The organism is Emticicia sp. C21 (assembly GCF_003418935.1).
Classification (GTDB): domain Bacteria; phylum Bacteroidota; class Bacteroidia; order Cytophagales; family Spirosomataceae; genus Emticicia.
On the sequence record NZ_QVMT01000015.1, the window covers coordinates 17566 to 33891 of the forward strand.

The following is a 16326-nucleotide window of genomic DNA, read 5'->3' on the forward strand; positions in this document are numbered from 1 at the left end:
ATCTTAAACAAATGATAGAATACTTAGACGACAATAGTGTAAAGCTAACTTTTAAAGCTCCATATAAAAAATCGGTTCATGTAGTAGGGGAGTTCAACAATTGGCAGGTTTCTGAAAGGTACGCCATGCAGAAGCAAAATGATGGGGAGACTTTTAGTATAGTCATCAACTATTTACAACCGAAGAAAGAATATGCCTATCAGTTTTTGATTGATAAGAAAATTGCAATAGCTGACCTATATACTGAGAAAATTCTTGATCCGCAATTTGATAATCAGATTTCGTCGAATACTTACCCAAACTTAAAGAAATATCCTGCTGATAATCCATTTGGAGGCAGTGTATCCGTTTTGCAGACCTCACCAGAGCCTTACCAATGGAATATTAAAGACTTTACCTCTCCGGCTAAAGAAGATTTGATAATCTATGAATTGCTCATAAGAGATTTTGTAGAGTCTCGTAAATACAAAGATATTGTCAATTTTATTCCTTATCTAAAAAAGTTGGGGATTAATGCTATTGAATTATTACCTGTGCAGGAATTTACCGGAAACAACTCCTGGGGATATAATCCGACTTTCTATTTCGCTGCTGATAAAGCTTATGGAACAAAAGATGATTTAAAATATCTGATTGATAAATGCCATGAGAATGGTATAGCCGTGATTTTAGATGTAGTTTTTAACCATGCCGATAAGAAATTCTCTTACTACAAAGCCTATAAAGGCCATAAAAGCGCGGATGGTGAACATCCGTTTTTCAACGAGAAAGCAACGCACCCTTATTCCATTTTTTTTGATTTCAATCACGAAAGTAAATATACCCAGACTTTTTTTGATGATGTTTGCCATTTCTGGTTGAATGAATATAAGATAGATGGTTTCCGCTTTGACCTCACCAAGGGCTTTACGCAAGTAAAATCATATCCTGATGTATTGAAATGGTCGAGTTATGATGCCAGTCGGGTGAAATTATTAAAACGGATGTTTAACAAAATCAGGCAGTACAATAAAAATTGCTATCTGATATTGGAGCACCTGGCCGCTAACGATGAAGAAACTGAATTGGCTGATTATGGATTTCTATTATGGGGACACCTGAATCATCAGTTCAGAAATTTACTAAAGGGTAAGAATGATAGCATTTCATGGCTTAGTCATCATAACAGAGGTTGGAAGGAGGCAAATCTGGTGGGTTATATGGAAAGCCATGATGAAGAGAGACTTGTCTATGATGCCAACCAAAAATTTAAAGATTTATCGGTTTCACTGTCAAGAGCAAGAGCCGCCACAGTAATATTTTTTGCCTATCCCGGCCCAAAATTATTCTGGCAATTTGGCGAGTTTGGTTATGATATATCCATAGATTATAATGGACGAACAGGAGTAAAACCTATTAAATGGGATTACCTGAAAGACCCTGACCGACAAGCTTTGCTTGAAGTTTATAGGCAAATGATTCATTTGCGTAAAAATATTGTTGCATTTAAAGAGGGTGCTTTTAATGAGGTGTCTGAAAGTCTGATAAAAAAAATAAATATTAATCACCTAACACTCAATATCAGAATCATAGCCAATTTTAGTTTGAAAGAAGTTGAATTAAAAAGTAATTTAGAAGTAGGTATCTGGTTTGATTTTTTCAGAGAAACCGTGTGGAATGTATCTGAAAAAAATCAAAGAATTACCTTAAAGGCAGGGGAGTATTACTTATTTACTTCTAATAAAATTGAGAAGTTTCAATAAACCAAAGAATCATGAGAAAAGACGAATTAGTCATATTTTATAACGAACCCGACGAAAAAGTATATGTGAAAGTGCCACCCGGAATAGAAACACATTATCAGCTATCGAATCTGGCAGGGAAGATTTTGCAGGAAGAAGTACATACAAAAGCCCTGCACGATTTTGACCTTGCAGGGCTTCCGGAGGGTATTTATTTTGTTATAGTAAATCAGGACGACATTATCCGTTCAAAGAAAATTGTCAAAAATACCTGATACTATCTATTCATTGTCATTAAGAATTCCTCGTTGTTACGGGTACCTTTCATTTTATCTAATAAGAACTCCATTGTTTCCATAGGGTTCATGTCAGCCATATACTTGCGAAGCAACCATACTTTTTGCAAGCTATCTTTGTCCATTAACAAGTCTTCACGACGAGTACCCGAAGCCAGAATATCTATAGCAGGATATACACGTTTGTTCGATAACTTACGGTCAAGCTGCAACTCCATATTACCAGTACCTTTAAACTCTTCAAAGATTACCTCGTCCATTTTCGAACCTGTATCAATCAAGGCAGTCGCGATAATAGTTAATGAACCACCGTTTTCAACATTACGGGCAGCTCCAAAGAAACGTTTAGGTTTATGAAGTGCGTTAGCATCAACACCACCCGAAAGGATTTTGCCAGATGATGGGATGACGGTGTTATAAGCTCGAGCCAGACGAGTAATTGAGTCTAGAAGGATTACAACATCGTGACCACACTCTACCAGCCGTTTTGCTTTCTCCAATACCAAGCCTGATACTTTTACATGTCTGTCGGCAGTTTCGTCGAAAGTTGATGAAATTACTTCTGCACGCACACTACGTTGCATATCGGTAACTTCCTCAGGACGTTCGTCAATCAACAGGATAATCAGATAAATTTCAGGGTGATTACGGGTAATGGCATTGGCAATTTCTTTCAATAAAACCGTTTTACCAGTTTTAGGTTGTGCCACAATCATCCCACGCTGACCTTTTCCGATAGGCGAAAATAAGTCTAATACACGGGTTGAATAAATATCAGATTTGCTGCTTAATTTGATTTGCTCTTCCGGGAAAAGAGGAGTAAGGTATTCAAACGGAATACGGTCACGAATCTCTTCGGTAGTTTTACCATTGACAGAGAGCACTTTTAATAAGGCAAAATATTTTTCTCCTTCTTTTGGCGGGCGGATAGCTCCCTTTACTGTATCACCTGTTTTAAGACCAAATAATTTTATCTGTGATGGAGATACGTAAATATCGTCCGGGCTTGCTAAATAGTTATAATCGGCAGAGCGAAGGAAACCATAGCCACCTTCCTGCATGATTTCGAGTACACCTTCGTTTTCAATTAAGCCATCAAACTCTTTAATTAAGTTGTTAAATTGCTTTTTGATAACTTTGGTGTAATCATCTACAAATCTTTTGTCTTCCTTTGGTTCAGCGATATCTGGTACTATATCATCTATCAACCCCTCAAATTCACTCATTTCTGCATCGATTTGTGATAAATCGAAATCTTCAGCTTCTTCTAGATTTAATAGAGGTTCCAAGTCCGGATCGAAGGAGATATCTGAATCATGAGCAGGTGTAGAAACGGCCGATTGAGGAGAAGGTGTATTAAAAATATCTTGTGAGGCTTGCTTTTCAAAAGGTTTTTTACCTCCTACCTTTTTCACAGGCTCTTTTGAAATCGGGCTACTCTCTAGTGGGTTATCACCCTGCTTAGGCAATCTTGTGCGGTTTTTAGGCACTTTATTACTATTATTGAATAATGGTACTTCAAAATTTGTGACCGATGTATCGGCTACTTCTTTTGGCATGTTAAAAGTTGATTTGTTGGATTGTGTTTCCAAAATCTTTTCAATGAGCTCATTTTTTGAGGCATTGCGGACATCTTTTATGCCCACTTCAATACAAATTTTTCTTAACTCTGATAGAAGTTTCAGATTCAGTTCTTCTGATGTATACATACGTGAGAATTAAACGATACGTTTTTATACGACGGTTAGCGGTTATTATCGATGCTGAAAATAAGAAAAGGACATTATAAGTTAGTGAACAGTTGAAAGCAAACTACAAGCAGTAAGCGAAACTAATGGTTATAAGTATTTTACTTTAACTGGAGCTTTTAAATTATACCTTATACAAATTTACATTTATAGGAAAACTCCCGGGATAGAAATTAGCAAGCTATTTATGGATTGTAATTTCAGAAACAATTAGACTGATTGACTTAAAGAGGGTATTTTCTTACTACAGAAAGCCTATTGAAGTTTTTTACTCGGATTTGAATGCAATTATATAACGTTTATTTTTATTTGTCAATATATTTATCGAAATATTTTTTACAGCAATTTCAAGAATTGAATATAGCATTCAATCAGACAAACAAATGCAGACATTATTTTCATCACCTGACGAAGAGATAACGTAATACTGATATATTAAAGTTCAAATGAACAGATTTATTTTAGCCAAGCACTTTTGGTCCTTGCTGATTAACGCCTGATACATACGCATTGCAGTGTATGCTTGCCTTTTCAAAAGTTGTTTTCATGGCCATGGCAACTTTTTCCGCCGTTTCTTTTCCCTTACTGAATGCAAAGACGGATGGCCCCGCACCTGATATACTACAACCCAAAGCACCTGCCTCTAAGGCTGCACGTTTCACCTCCCAGAATTCAGGAATCAGAATGGCACGCACAGGCTCAATGATAAAATCGACCATTGAGCGGGCAATCAAATCATAGTCAGCCTGCATCAATCCGGCTATCATTCCTGCCACATTACCCATTTGTGCAATCGTATTTTTCATTGATACTTCGTTACGTAATATATAACGGGCATCTTTTGTATTGACTTCTATATCAGGATGAACAATTGTAACGAATAGCTCTGATGGAGTAGGAACATTAAAAATATCGAGGGGGTTATAACTTCTGATAACCACAAAACCTCCCATCAGGGCTGGCGCAACATTATCGGCATGTGCTGAACCACAGGCTATACGTTCGCCTTCCATTGAGAAAGGGAGTAGCGATTTTGTGGTGCAAGGATTACCGAGAATTTCGTTCACAGCAAATACCCCAGCTACTGAACTGGCAGAACTACTGCCTAAGCCACTACCCAGTGGCATTTTTTTATGAAGTTCTAAATCAAAACCTTGTTCAATGCCATTTTTTTTGAGGAACGCTAAGATTGGAACCGTTACAGCATTTTTACTGGCATCATAAGTTAGTTTTCCCTCATCTCCGCTAATCTTGGTAATCACAATCTGGTTATCGTTACGTTTTCTTACAATAACCTCATCACCGGGGGCATCTACTGCAAAACCGAATATATCAAAACCACAGGCAACATTGGCAACAGTAGCAGGAGCAAAAACTTTAATTGATTCCATTAATAATAAAAATTGAGTTCTTTGGTTGGCATCAAAATTAATCTTTTTGATGGATTTTTAGAAATTATTTATTTTGTGCTTTAATCAGTATTAATCGATTTTTAACTGAATTCATACTTTCTATTAAATTTGTAAAGAAAACAGAGGGTTATGATGGTGGTTAATTTACTTTTTACTACATTTCCTGTCCCAAACTATTGATTTCGTTAATTAGCCAAACTCAGCAATTAAAATGAACAGACTTCTTATCCTACTGCTGATTCTGTTATGGTCTTTGGGTTATAGCTGGTTCTGGAATTGCCATCGCAAGCCCTATTGTTATAGTGGTACAGTTGTTTCTTTAGATAACATCCCTGTAATGGATAGTGTTGCAGTACCTACCAATCAGTCTACCGATACCGTACAGTTAACTGCTGAAGAGCAGATTCTTTTTAAACCGCTTGATGTGTATTTCGTATCAGGACAAACAGCTATTTTACATACACCTGAAGTAGATACATTTCTTGTAACCGCCAGAAGGTACCTGGCAAAGTTTCCTGAAAAACAATTATTGATAACAGGTCATACTGATGACAATGGTGCTGAAGATGCCAACCAAATGCTCTCAGAGATTCGAGCTGATAAAGTGAAGAGTTTATTAACTGCTGAGGGTATCAAAGCTGAACAGATGGTAACGGAGGGAAAGGGTGAAAAAGAGCCTGTTACAACTAATGATACCGATGAAGGTAAGGCTAAAAACCGCAGGGCAACCATTAGGCTGAAAAAATAGCCGAAACACGCACTATCTTATATTAATGTCGAACGATTTAATGCTACTTATTATAATGGAAAATTTACAATGTCTTTTCAATAATTTCCCGTGGGATATATTTCTCTTCTGGTTTATACCCTTATTACTATTGGCACTATTGCTTTGGTGGCTATTGAATAAAAAGGTTAAAACTCTGGAAATTTATAACGCAGAATTGCATGACAGAATAAAGTTTCTGGAAAGTGAGCTGGATGCTTGTCGCAAAACAAGAATATCAGTAGCAGTTGAGCCAAGTCCAATTACTACTGCCGCAACCAGTATAGTAGCCGGTGTTACTCCACAACCTGTTGTGCCTCCACCGGTAAAAGATGACTTGAAAATTGTAGAGGGAATCGGGCCAAAAATTGAAGAATTATTCAATAAAGCGGGTATTTATACTTTTGCTCAATTGGCTGATACTTCATCGGGTAGAATGAAAGAAATATTAGATAAAGCGGGTAGCCGATTCCAGATTCACGATCCAACAACCTGGGCCGATCAGGCAGCAATGGCACGAGATGGTAAATGGGACGAGCTGAAAAAATGGCAGGATGAACTCTATAAAGGAAAATTATAATAAGCAATTGCGAAAAGCCTCTGATTCAATTCAGAGGCTTTTTTATGAAGCAAAAATTTAAAACTTTAAAAAAAAATACCGTGATTCGCACTTTGTAAGCTTAGGTGTCACAACATGCTTTGCATACCAAAAAAGCATATTTGTTCGCCGGAAATAACAATCACTTAGAATGAAACGTATTGCCATATTAGCCTCTGGGTCAGGGAGTAATGCTGAAAAAATCATTAACTATTTTGAGAACAATGAATCCATTTGTGTTGATTTATTATTGACTAATAACCCGCAAGCAGGAATCATTGAAAGAGGTAGAAGATTAAGTATACCTACCATTATTTTTGACAAAAAATCATTTGCCAAAACGGATAAAATTGTTGAGATACTGAAAAAACAGGAGATTGACTGGGTGATTCTGGCGGGCTTTCTTTGGCTCATTCCTGCAAATCTGATTAAGGCTTATCCGAATAAAATTATTAATATTCATCCTGCTCTTTTGCCAAAGTATGGGGGTAAAGGTATGTGGGGACATTTTGTGCATGAGGCTGTTCATGCCAATAAAGATACCGAATCCGGTATTACAATTCATTATGTAAATGAGAATTATGACGAAGGTGAGGTGATTTTTCAGGCAAAGTGTGAAATTACAGAAGAAGATATGCCTGCTGATATAGCTGCTAAAGTACAAGTATTAGAACACAAGCATTTTCCGGAAGTGATAGAAAAATTGATTTTGGGCTAAAAAAACGATTTGACTTATGGTACGTTTTTTTTACAAAGAAGGCAAACAAGTCAAGAAAGAAACAGATGTGCGAGAAGTAGGGCATCTAAAAAATCTGATGTGGGTAGATCTACAGTCAGCATCACAAGAAGAGGAAGAATGGATTGAAACCAAATGCGACATCAGTTTTCAGACTCCACAGGAAATAGTTGAGATTGAGAGCAGTGCACGATACTTTGAGCAGAATAATACTATCAATGCCAACTCTAACTTCCTGAAGGGAGATCAGGATGGGTATCATTTTTACCCTGTTTCGTTTATGATTAGGGATAATGTGCTATTTACCTATCGACAGGGAGATTCAAGGTCGTTTGCAGATACGGTAAAGAAGATTAAATTAGGAGAAGAAGTCTTTAAAGACGGTGTAGATATTCTACTGCTTTTACTCGAAACCCGTATTGAATCTGATGCAGACTTGCTAGAGAACATGACGAAGGAGGTAAAGAATATCAGTAAGGCACTAAGCAGAGAAAAGAAACCGAAACAGGCATCATTACTGAAGATAAATAATCTGCAAGAAAATACGATGTTGATACGGGAAAGTATTATTGATAAACAACGAGTACTTTCCCAGATTTTAAGAAGTGCGTACTTTCCTGAAGACCGTAAGGAAAGACTTCGTATTGTTTTGAAGGACATTACTTCACTGCTCGAATACACCACTTTCAACTTTGAGCGTTTAGAGTATTTGCAGGATACCTTTATGGGGCTTATCAATCTTGAGCAAAACGAAATCATCAAGATTTTTACGATTGTTACCATATTGTTTCTGCCACCAACACTCATTGCAGGTATATTTGGCATGAATTATCAGGTAATACCTTCATCTGAAAACCCTTATGGTTTCTGGATTGCCGTTGGGCTCATGATTTTTTCTTCTATGATATTCTTGTTTTTCTTCAAGAGAAAGAAATGGATTTGATAAAAATGGTGTTATAGTATAAGATTGTTTCTGACATTTGTCAGTAGCTCCTACCAAATAATAGATTAAGGTTTATGCCAGTTTTACCAGTCAATACCGATTACCGTCCCCCCAGATGGCAGTTTAATGCCCATATCCAAACAATTTATCCAAGTCTTTTCCGAAAAATACCGGTTACTTATCAGCGTGAAAGAGTAGAGTTAGCTGACAGTGATTTCCTGGATTTCGACTGGTCTTATGCAGGCAATCAACCCGGTAAAAAACTGGTGATTGTAACTCATGGCCTGGAAGGAGATTCAACCCGACACTATGTGACCGGTATGATAAAGAAATTTAACGACAATGGCTATGATGGACTTGGTTGGAACTGCCGGAGTTGCAGCGGAGAAATGAATCGACTACCCCGTTTTTATCATCATGGTGATGTGGAAGATATCAGATTTGTAGTTGAATACGCCATTCAGAAACACCAATACGAAGAAGTAATTATGGTTGGTTTCAGCATGGGTGGAAGTATGACCTTAAGACTATTGGGCGATCAACCTGAAAGATTACCCACACAGGTAAAATGTGGCATAGCAGTATCTGTCCCTCTTGATTTATTTACTTCGGTATATGAATTGTACAAGCCGGGTCGGCGTTTTTATATGACCCGTTTTATTAATAAATTGGGTAAGAAGATCAAATTAAAAGCGATTCAGCATCCAAATAATCCATTGCTTAATCATGAGGGATATGAAAAGATTAAAAACTTTGAAGAGTTTGATAATAGATATACGGCCAAATTGTATGGATTTAAAGATGCACATGATTTTTATAAAAAAGCAGGGGCAAAGGCTTACCTGAAAAATATAACTACTCCGACTTTAATTATTCAGGCAAAAAATGACCCCTTTCTTTCGCCTGAGTGCTTAGATTTAGGTGATGCCGAGCACAATCCACACGTATATCTGCAATTACTACATTTTGGTGGTCATGTAGGTTTTATGCTACCTAACTCAAATGAAACCTGGGTCGAGAAAAGAATAGTTGAATTTGTGCAGAATGAAATTCAGAGTTTAATATAGTGCCTCATTGACAGACTTATAATTTTGTTTGTAATGGATAAATTTTTAAGAACTACTTATTTTTATAATACTGCCGAAAACTGGCTATGGTTTTTCGGAATACTCATAGTCGGCTTTTTGTTCAAAAGATTTCTATCGGTAATGGTAAGCAAGATAGTTTACCGGATGATGAAAAAAGAGACGAAGAGCGTTCCTGTAGCCGAATTTGTAAGTCTTTTAAGAGGTCCGGTTGAGTTTCTGTTAGCATTATTTATCATTTATGCTGCGGTTAATGAAATCGTTTTTCCGCGTAAATGGCGTATCATTCCATTTGGCAAAATGCGAGTAGCAGATTTCATCGACCGCACTTTAGACATGCTATTTGTAGCTGGTATTACCTGGCTCATTATTCGTTTGATTCGTTTTTTTGCCTTGGTCTATTTAAAGAAAGCCGAAGAGACAGAATCCAACAAAGACAAACAATTGGTGCCTTTTTTCAGGGATATTATTATTGTTTTAATAGCCTTTTCTTCATTCTTCCTAATTCTGGGTTTTGTATTTAAGCAAGATGTAATTAGTCTTATTACAGGTTTGGGTATTGGTGGGGTAGCTTTGGCTTTAGCTGCAAGAGCCACTTTAGAAAACCTTTTTGCTTCATTTACTCTTTTTACCGAACAACCTTTTATTGTGGGTGATGATATTGAATTAGGGACAATGGTAGGTAAAATTGAGAAAGTGGGCTTCCGTAGTACACGTATCCGTAACGTAGATGGAAGCTTAGTAGTAGTGCCCAATCAGATGCTTGTTTCACAATCCCTCAATAATATTTCTCAGAGGATGGAGCGCAGGCACAAGTTTTTTATACGATTAAAGCTAGAGGCTTCTATTCAGCAGATTAAGCAAGTGATAGAAGAAGTGCAGACGATATTGGATAATCACGAGTCAATAAGCACGGGGGCGCATGTAAAATTAGATGCTATCGGCGATTACTCCATTAATATTATGGTGGTATTTATGGCGGCAACAGCAGATTATTGGGAGAGTAAAAGCATCAGAGAAGAGGTAAATGTGGCAATTCTGAATATACTTGAAAAAAATCAGGTAGAGTTAGCGCAACCAGCCACTACACTTTTTAGTTTAACAGATGATAAAAACATAGATAACGATTATTAATTGGTGAAGTGAATTCTCACCGCAAGCCAATAGTAGATAATCAATTATTGAACTAAACTTTAGCAACAAAATATGTCTCGTACAGCACTCATCACAGGCGCAACCTCAGGTATTGGTAAAGCAACTGCTACGGCTTTTGCTGACAATGGCATTAATCTTATTCTATGCGGCCGCAGACAAGACCGATTGGATGGACTGCAGGAACAATTCTCAAAAAAAGTATCTGTTACGACCTTGAAGTTTGATGTCAGTAATAAGGTTGAGGTGGTCTATGCGATAAATTCATTGGCAGAAGAATGGAAAGTTATTGATATTTTAGTAAACTGTGCGGGCAATGCACATGGATTATCTCCTATTCAGGATGGAGATACAGATGATTGGGATATGATGATTGATGGAAATGTGCAAGGCTTATTATATGTATCAAAAGCCATAATACCGGGTATGGTGGAGCAGGAGAAAGGACATATTATCAATCTAAGTTCAGTTGCCGGAAAATACACCTACGCCAATGGTGCAGTCTATTGTGCCTCAAAAGCAGCCGTTGAAGCTTTAAGTGAAGGTATGAGACTGGATTTAACGCAATATGGCATAAAAGTAACCAATATTGCTCCAGGGGCTGTCGAGACGGAATTTTCTTTAGTAAGATTTAAAGGGGATAAAAAACGGGCTGAGAAAGTATATGAGGGTTTCGAACCTTTACAACCGGAAGATGTTGCCGATGCGATTCTTTATGCTGTAAATACACCCCCAAGAGTTACGATAGCTGATATTGTCTTGTACGCCGGGGCACAATCTGCTCCTACGGTGATTCATAAAAAATAAGATGAACGATATATTACAAAGGGTTAAAGAAATTGACATCAGACAAGTGGCGAGAGATTTAGGATTTGATGTGATTCAAACCCGACGTATGCTATGTCCTTTTCATGTAGAAGAAACACCATCATTGGTATTTTATCCACCACCGCAAAACGAATTTCATTGTTTCGGTTGTGGTAAGCGTGGTGATGTAATTAATATGTATGCCGATGTATGCCAGATTGATTTTAAAACTGCTTTGGAAGAACTGGCCAATAGATATATCCCAAATTACGAGGGATATGGGTCAAAAAAAACTCGCAAAATTGATGTCAAAAGTATTTATACCCGAAAACCTGTAGAAGAAAAGCCTTTTGTGTTTCAGTCTAAATTCAGTGACATCTATGAAGATTTTCAGAAATTCTGCCTAATCCAACCAGCAACCGAATCAGCCAGAAAGGCAGCGGAATATCTTCGTGGCAGAGGTTTTGATGATTGGACCATTCGTCATTTCAAACTATTCGTTATTAAAAATTATGGGGTAGCGAACGAATATCTGAAAGAAAAATACGATACAAGTGACCTTATAGAAAGCGGCATAGTTAATAAAGCTGGAAATCTGGTTTTCTTTAAGCATCCAATTATTATACCTTATTATCAGAATGGACGAATTGTTTATCTGCAAGGCAGAACAATAGGCGAGCCATCAGAAGACACAAGCAAGTATCAGTTTCTGACAGGTATTCCGCGAACTATTTTCAATATAGATTCACTCAAACCTCTTCGGGGTAATGCAGAAGTATATCTGACAGAGGGTGCATTTGACTGCATGACTCTGGTCAAACAAGGAATGAGCGCTGTGAGCTTAGGTAGTGCCAAAACCTTTAAAAAAGAGTGGGCGAAACATTTTAAAAAATTTAAAATCTGGATTTGGTTCGACAACGATTCTGCCGGGCAAGCCGGTACAAGAGACCTGATGGAAGAGCTTCATCTAAACGGTATAACAGTGGATAGAAAGTATCTTCCTGATGATGTTAAAGATATAAATGAGTATTATCAGAAGTATTCATGAAAACCACCCACAATAAAAAAGGAATTCAAAACCTTGTTTTCTATAAATTCAAGCCCCATATTTGCACCATCAATTCAAGAAGATACTTTCTGTAGCTAATGGATTGATTTATACAGACGAGAGGAGAGAATAGGCTCTATGAATCTCGGGCAACCTGTCCCGCTACTTGCGATAAGGTGCCAAAACCTACCGAAAGGGTCAGACCATTCGGACTTATAAACCAATCATAGACAATCGTTTTAAAATTGGTTTTGTTTACCGTATTACCGAGGGGTATGCGTTTTGTGTCGTCTAATTTTCTGCGCATCAGAGAATCAGGCTTAAGATTTTGTAAGTACTCTTAAACAATGGAAAACCAACAGATATTTCGCTACGACGAACCATTTAAGTTAGAATCAGGCCAGTGGCTACCTGAATTTCAGCTTGCTTATACAACTTTTGGAAAGTTAAACGCCGCGATGGATAATGTAATATGGGTATGTCACGCTTTTACAGGTAATGCAAATCCTACAGACTGGTGGAATGGCTTAATTGGTGAAAAAAGGCTTTATAATCCGACAGAGCATTTTATTATTTGTGCCAATATCATTGGTTCTCATTATGGTTCAACCAATGCCTTAAGCAAAAACCCGATTTCAGGAGAGCCTTATTATCACGATTTCCCATTTGTAAGTATCAGAGATGTAGTAAGAGCCTTAGATTTATTACGTCAGCATCTGGGTGTCTATAAAATTAATACAGTTTTAGGAGGATCCTTAGGCGGCCAACAGGCTATTGAATGGGCTATTATGCAACCTGAACTCGTTGAAAATCTTATTTTGTTTTCAACCAATGCTATACATTCTCCTTGGGGAATTGCTTTTAATGAATCTCAAAGGATGGCTATTGCCGCTGACCCAACCTGGATAGAGCGAAGCCCGAAAGCAGGAATGAGTGGTATGAAAGTGGCACGTTCGATAGCTTTGTTATCTTACCGTAATTATGCGACTTATAACCGTACGCAATCGAGAGATGAGGGACAGATAGATTTCTTCCGGGCAAATACTTATCAGAATTATCAGGGTGAAAAATTAGGCAAACGTTTCAATGCTTTTTCTTACTGGACATTGTCTAAAATGTTCGACTCACATGATGTGGGTAGAGGAAGAGGAAAAGTGGAAGAGGTTTTGGCAACTATTAAATCAAAAACATTAGTTATTGGTATTTCATCGGATGTGTTATTCCCGCCAGAGGAGCAAGCTTTTATCGCCAAACATATTCCCGAAGCTAAATATGCTTTAATTGAATCTCTCTATGGGCATGATGGCTTTTTAATAGAATTCGAAGCCATGACTGAGACTATCCGCAATTGGAATAAGGATCTTGTTAAAGGTATATTGAGTGAATGAGTGATTATTTTAATTTTGAACTTTGGTGCGGCACAGTTCAGACAAAAGTCATTAAAAACTCTGAAAGACTCTCAATCGATAGTTTTCTGTTAGCTTCTTGCTTCTTAAAGAGTTTTGCAAAACAGTAAATAGGGGAGACGCTGCTGTAAGTCCTGCTGCCAGAATTAATTTGGGATTAGTTACCGGATTTACACCCCATGCTGCCCATTCTATTAGTATATAAGAAAAAGGAGAGAAGTTAGCTATCCCAAAACGAATAGGTTTTTTCGGATGTTTGTAGATTCTTTCTACATCTTTAATCTTGATTTCGACATATTCGTAGCGATTCATTACTTCATTCAATGAAGTAATCACGAATGATGAATCTGTGATGTCATAAAGATTATCTTCGTAGACCATATCGTCTTTGGTTTTGAACCGAAATACGTCACCTTTATAAAACTTGGTTCTTTTACCACTTCTGACTTTCTCCAAAACCAGGTATCTGTCTCTGTTAAACATGCTTCTTGCCTGAGATGGGTCTTTTCTATAAATCAATTCTTCTACTGATTTAGCTTCACGCTGATGAATATCCTGAGCAAAGCAACAAGTAGTAAGGGAAAGCAAGAATAGCATTACATATGGTCTTAATTGAGTCATGAGATTTTGCGGTGCTGACACGAAGTGGTATTTCGTGGTCAATTATAGGTATTTATAGATTTTATTTTGATACTACAAATTCTTCTTTGCTTTATAACTTATCATTTACCGAAACTCCTCCTGAAACAATCAGCTTCATAATTTCAGCACTTGGTAAATCAAGCATTTTTACGTTTTCCCGGGGTACAAGCACAAGGTTTCCTGAAAAGGCATAGCTATGAGGAAAATATACTCCCACTAAGTCATTAACGCCTAAATTACTCAAATCATTTTGTGTAATAAATCCAATTTTATAAACTTGCGCTTCCTTGTTAATGAGTACAATGGCGCCCTGATTAAATTTGCGTTTATCACCCACAAAGGCCGAAATTAAGTCTTTGAAAGCAAAATAAAAAATCCGTACGAGCGGCAAATGTCTGATAGCATTTTCGATGATATTCTGAATTGTCTGAGGCAATAGCACCGAAAATACGAAGCCAATTAGCATAGTTCCTACAATAACAATAGCTGACCCTAAACCGGGAATAAACAAATCACGATTTGGATCTGCTGTCGGAATTCTGATGCGAATGAGGTTATCAACAAAATCAAACGCGCCTAATAAAATAAACAATGTAAAACCTAAAGGTGCGACAAAAAGTAATCCGCGTATGAAATAGGAAAACAAGCGACTGAGGATAGATCTGCCGTACATAGAAAAGGAATTTTAGTATAAAATAGAAAAGGAATTTTAGTATAAATAAGATTATGCCTGTAAGATTAAGACGTAGCTATTAAATGAAACGCTAATCTTAAATTAAAAGTTTGTAAATGCAAAGTTATTATGATTCAATTCGGAATTGATGTACTGTTAAAGCAAAACCCAATGTGGAAAAACAAAAGAATTGGTTTGGTGACCAATCATGCTGCTACTACCAATCTTTTGAAACCATCAAGAAAAGCTTTGCTTGAAAGAGGGTTCAATATCATAAAATTATTCTCCCCTGAGCATGGCCTGGACATTCAAGGCGCTGATGGTGCAAAAATGTTTGACGGCATTGACCAACTTACGCAATTACCAGTTGTCAGTTTATATGGAGATAAATTAAGAGCCAATGAAAAGGATTTAGCTGATATAGAAATACTATTGTTTGATATACCCGATATTGGGTGTCGGTTTTATACTTATTTATGGACACTTTCTTATGTATTAGAGGCTTGCAATATATTTAATAAGCCTTTAATTATTACAGATAGACCTAATTCTATATCGGGTACCTTAGATATGGCAGAAGGGCCTATACTTGATGAAAATCATTGTTCCTCATTTATTGGACGATGGAGTATCCCTCTACGACATAGCTGCACATTGGGTGAATTGGCATTCTATTTTAATAAAGTGAAAGGAATAGAGGATACTATAGAAGTAATTCGTTGCCAGAACTGGCAGCGGGACAGCTTTCAAACTGACTGGGGAATACCTTTTATTCCGACTTCTCCAGCTATGAGGAGCTTTCAGTCTTCTTTATTGTACCCAGGCTTAGGATTACTGGAGGCAACGAATATTAGCGAGGGTAGGGGTACAGAAATGCCATTTTCTATCATTGGCGCACCTTGGTTGGACAATAATTTGCTGATTGAAAAGTTATTTAATGCAAACCTTGAAATAATAAAGTTAGCATTTGTGCCAACAGAAAGTAAATATACAGGAGAGGAATGCAAAGGGCTGAGATTTTATGTAAAAGATACGAAGAATTTTAAAGCTGTAAATCTTGGTCTTTTGCTGATAAAATTGGTTAAAGACCAGCACCCTGAGTATTTTGAATGGAAACCTTATCCTACAAACGTTAACCCGACAGGTACAAAACATTTAGATTTACTCCTGGGAATTCCAGATAGCGAGTCATTATTTGAATTGCCAATAAAAGATTTTGAAGAGCAGATAAAAAGTCTTACTCTTGCAAAAAACTGGAAAGAAAGCATACAACCCTACTTGCTTTATTTATGA

General features: G+C 37.2%; 16 protein-coding genes and 1 riboswitch. Of the genes, 12 read left to right on the top strand and 4 right to left on the bottom strand.

Annotated features, from left to right (window positions below; genetic code table 11):
• Window positions 1-11: 11 nt before the first annotated feature.
• Window positions 12-1742: an alpha-amylase family glycosyl hydrolase gene (locus tag D0T08_RS24160; protein ID WP_116985325.1), complete on the top strand. Its 1731-nt coding sequence runs from the start codon at window positions 12-14 to the stop codon at window positions 1740-1742.
• 11 nt (window positions 1743-1753) lie between these two features.
• Window positions 1754-1996 carry a T9SS type A sorting domain-containing protein gene (locus D0T08_RS24165; protein WP_116985326.1) on the top strand — a complete coding sequence of 81 codons (243 nt, stop codon included), beginning with the start codon at window positions 1754-1756 and terminating at the stop codon, window positions 1994-1996.
• A gap of 2 nt (window positions 1997-1998) precedes the next feature.
• Here D0T08_RS24165 and rho read toward each other — a convergent pair whose 3' ends face one another.
• A complete protein-coding gene (gene rho, locus D0T08_RS24170; RefSeq protein WP_116985327.1) occupies window positions 1999-3726 on the bottom strand; it encodes a transcription termination factor Rho in 1728 nt (575 codons plus the stop codon).
• Between the two features lie 500 nt (window positions 3727-4226).
• The gene (locus tag D0T08_RS24175) at window positions 4227-5156 is read right to left on the bottom strand and encodes a homoserine kinase (RefSeq protein ID WP_116985328.1); all 930 of its coding nucleotides are present in this window, start codon (window positions 5154-5156) and stop codon (window positions 4227-4229) included.
• Window positions 5157-5388: 232 nt separating this feature from the next.
• Here D0T08_RS24175 and D0T08_RS24180 point away from each other — a divergent pair, with 232 nt between their 5' ends.
• The 9 genes from D0T08_RS24180 to metX all read left to right on the top strand — a co-directional run bounded on the left by D0T08_RS24180 (window position 5389) and on the right by metX (window position 13700).
• The gene (locus D0T08_RS24180; protein WP_116985329.1) at window positions 5389-5925 is read left to right on the top strand and encodes an OmpA family protein; all 537 of its coding nucleotides are present in this window, start codon (window positions 5389-5391) and stop codon (window positions 5923-5925) included.
• A gap of 55 nt (window positions 5926-5980) precedes the next feature.
• Entirely contained in the window at window positions 5981-6523 is a 543-nt protein-coding gene (locus D0T08_RS24185) for a hypothetical protein (protein ID WP_116985330.1), read from the top strand.
• A 169-nt stretch (window positions 6524-6692) separates the two neighbouring features.
• On the top strand, window positions 6693-7259 hold the full coding sequence (purN, locus tag D0T08_RS24190) for a phosphoribosylglycinamide formyltransferase (protein ID WP_116985331.1): 567 nt from the start codon (window positions 6693-6695) through the stop codon (window positions 7257-7259).
• 16 nt (window positions 7260-7275) lie between these two features.
• A complete protein-coding gene (gene corA, locus D0T08_RS24195) occupies window positions 7276-8220 on the top strand; it encodes a magnesium/cobalt transporter CorA (RefSeq protein WP_116985332.1) in 945 nt (314 codons plus the stop codon).
• Window positions 8221-8294: 74 nt separating this feature from the next.
• Window positions 8295-9287 (top strand): YheT family hydrolase, encoded by a 993-nt coding sequence (locus tag D0T08_RS24200; protein WP_116985333.1) that lies wholly within the window; start codon window positions 8295-8297, stop codon window positions 9285-9287.
• Between the two features lie 33 nt (window positions 9288-9320).
• Window positions 9321-10439: a mechanosensitive ion channel family protein gene (locus D0T08_RS24205; protein ID WP_116985334.1), complete on the top strand. Its 1119-nt coding sequence runs from the start codon at window positions 9321-9323 to the stop codon at window positions 10437-10439.
• Window positions 10440-10511: 72 nt separating this feature from the next.
• On the top strand, window positions 10512-11264 hold the full coding sequence (locus tag D0T08_RS24210; protein ID WP_116985335.1) for an SDR family NAD(P)-dependent oxidoreductase: 753 nt from the start codon (window positions 10512-10514) through the stop codon (window positions 11262-11264).
• 1 nt (window position 11265) lies between these two features.
• Entirely contained in the window at window positions 11266-12312 is a 1047-nt protein-coding gene (locus D0T08_RS24215; protein WP_116985336.1) for a CHC2 zinc finger domain-containing protein, read from the top strand.
• A gap of 105 nt (window positions 12313-12417) precedes the next feature.
• Window positions 12418-12534, top strand: a riboswitch (SAM riboswitch).
• 125 nt (window positions 12535-12659) lie between these two features.
• Window positions 12660-13700: a homoserine O-acetyltransferase gene (metX, locus tag D0T08_RS24220; protein ID WP_116985337.1), complete on the top strand. Its 1041-nt coding sequence runs from the start codon at window positions 12660-12662 to the stop codon at window positions 13698-13700.
• Window positions 13701-13751: 51 nt separating this feature from the next.
• On the opposite strand, the gene D0T08_RS24225 is transcribed toward metX, so the two are convergent.
• Both D0T08_RS24225 and D0T08_RS24230 read right to left on the bottom strand, forming a co-directional pair.
• Window positions 13752-14339 (bottom strand): hypothetical protein, encoded by a 588-nt coding sequence (locus D0T08_RS24225; RefSeq protein WP_116985338.1) that lies wholly within the window; start codon window positions 14337-14339, stop codon window positions 13752-13754.
• A gap of 91 nt (window positions 14340-14430) precedes the next feature.
• A complete protein-coding gene (locus D0T08_RS24230) occupies window positions 14431-15033 on the bottom strand; it encodes a DUF502 domain-containing protein (RefSeq protein WP_116985339.1) in 603 nt (200 codons plus the stop codon).
• A gap of 129 nt (window positions 15034-15162) precedes the next feature.
• Between D0T08_RS24230 and D0T08_RS24235 the strand changes: the two genes are divergently transcribed.
• Window positions 15163-16326: an exo-beta-N-acetylmuramidase NamZ domain-containing protein gene (locus tag D0T08_RS24235; RefSeq protein ID WP_116985340.1), complete on the top strand. Its 1164-nt coding sequence runs from the start codon at window positions 15163-15165 to the stop codon at window positions 16324-16326.

Coding starts and splice junctions, on each gene's coding strand:
- D0T08_RS24160 (WP_116985325.1), top strand. CDS start 12: ATGATAGAATACTTAGACGACAATAGTGTAAAGCTAACTTTTAAAGCT.
- D0T08_RS24165 (WP_116985326.1), top strand. CDS start 1,754: ATGAGAAAAGACGAATTAGTCATATTTTATAACGAACCCGACGAAAAA.
- rho (WP_116985327.1), bottom strand. CDS start 3,726: ATGTATACATCAGAAGAACTGAATCTGAAACTTCTATCAGAGTTAAGA.
- D0T08_RS24175 (WP_116985328.1), bottom strand. CDS start 5,156: ATGGAATCAATTAAAGTTTTTGCTCCTGCTACTGTTGCCAATGTTGCC.
- D0T08_RS24180 (WP_116985329.1), top strand. CDS start 5,389: ATGAACAGACTTCTTATCCTACTGCTGATTCTGTTATGGTCTTTGGGT.
- D0T08_RS24185 (WP_116985330.1), top strand. CDS start 5,981: ATGGAAAATTTACAATGTCTTTTCAATAATTTCCCGTGGGATATATTT.
- purN (WP_116985331.1), top strand. CDS start 6,693: ATGAAACGTATTGCCATATTAGCCTCTGGGTCAGGGAGTAATGCTGAA.
- corA (WP_116985332.1), top strand. CDS start 7,276: ATGGTACGTTTTTTTTACAAAGAAGGCAAACAAGTCAAGAAAGAAACA.
- D0T08_RS24200 (WP_116985333.1), top strand. CDS start 8,295: ATGCCAGTTTTACCAGTCAATACCGATTACCGTCCCCCCAGATGGCAG.
- D0T08_RS24205 (WP_116985334.1), top strand. CDS start 9,321: ATGGATAAATTTTTAAGAACTACTTATTTTTATAATACTGCCGAAAAC.
- D0T08_RS24210 (WP_116985335.1), top strand. CDS start 10,512: ATGTCTCGTACAGCACTCATCACAGGCGCAACCTCAGGTATTGGTAAA.
- D0T08_RS24215 (WP_116985336.1), top strand. CDS start 11,266: ATGAACGATATATTACAAAGGGTTAAAGAAATTGACATCAGACAAGTG.
- metX (WP_116985337.1), top strand. CDS start 12,660: ATGGAAAACCAACAGATATTTCGCTACGACGAACCATTTAAGTTAGAA.
- D0T08_RS24225 (WP_116985338.1), bottom strand. CDS start 14,339: ATGACTCAATTAAGACCATATGTAATGCTATTCTTGCTTTCCCTTACT.
- D0T08_RS24230 (WP_116985339.1), bottom strand. CDS start 15,033: ATGTACGGCAGATCTATCCTCAGTCGCTTGTTTTCCTATTTCATACGC.
- D0T08_RS24235 (WP_116985340.1), top strand. CDS start 15,163: ATGATTCAATTCGGAATTGATGTACTGTTAAAGCAAAACCCAATGTGG.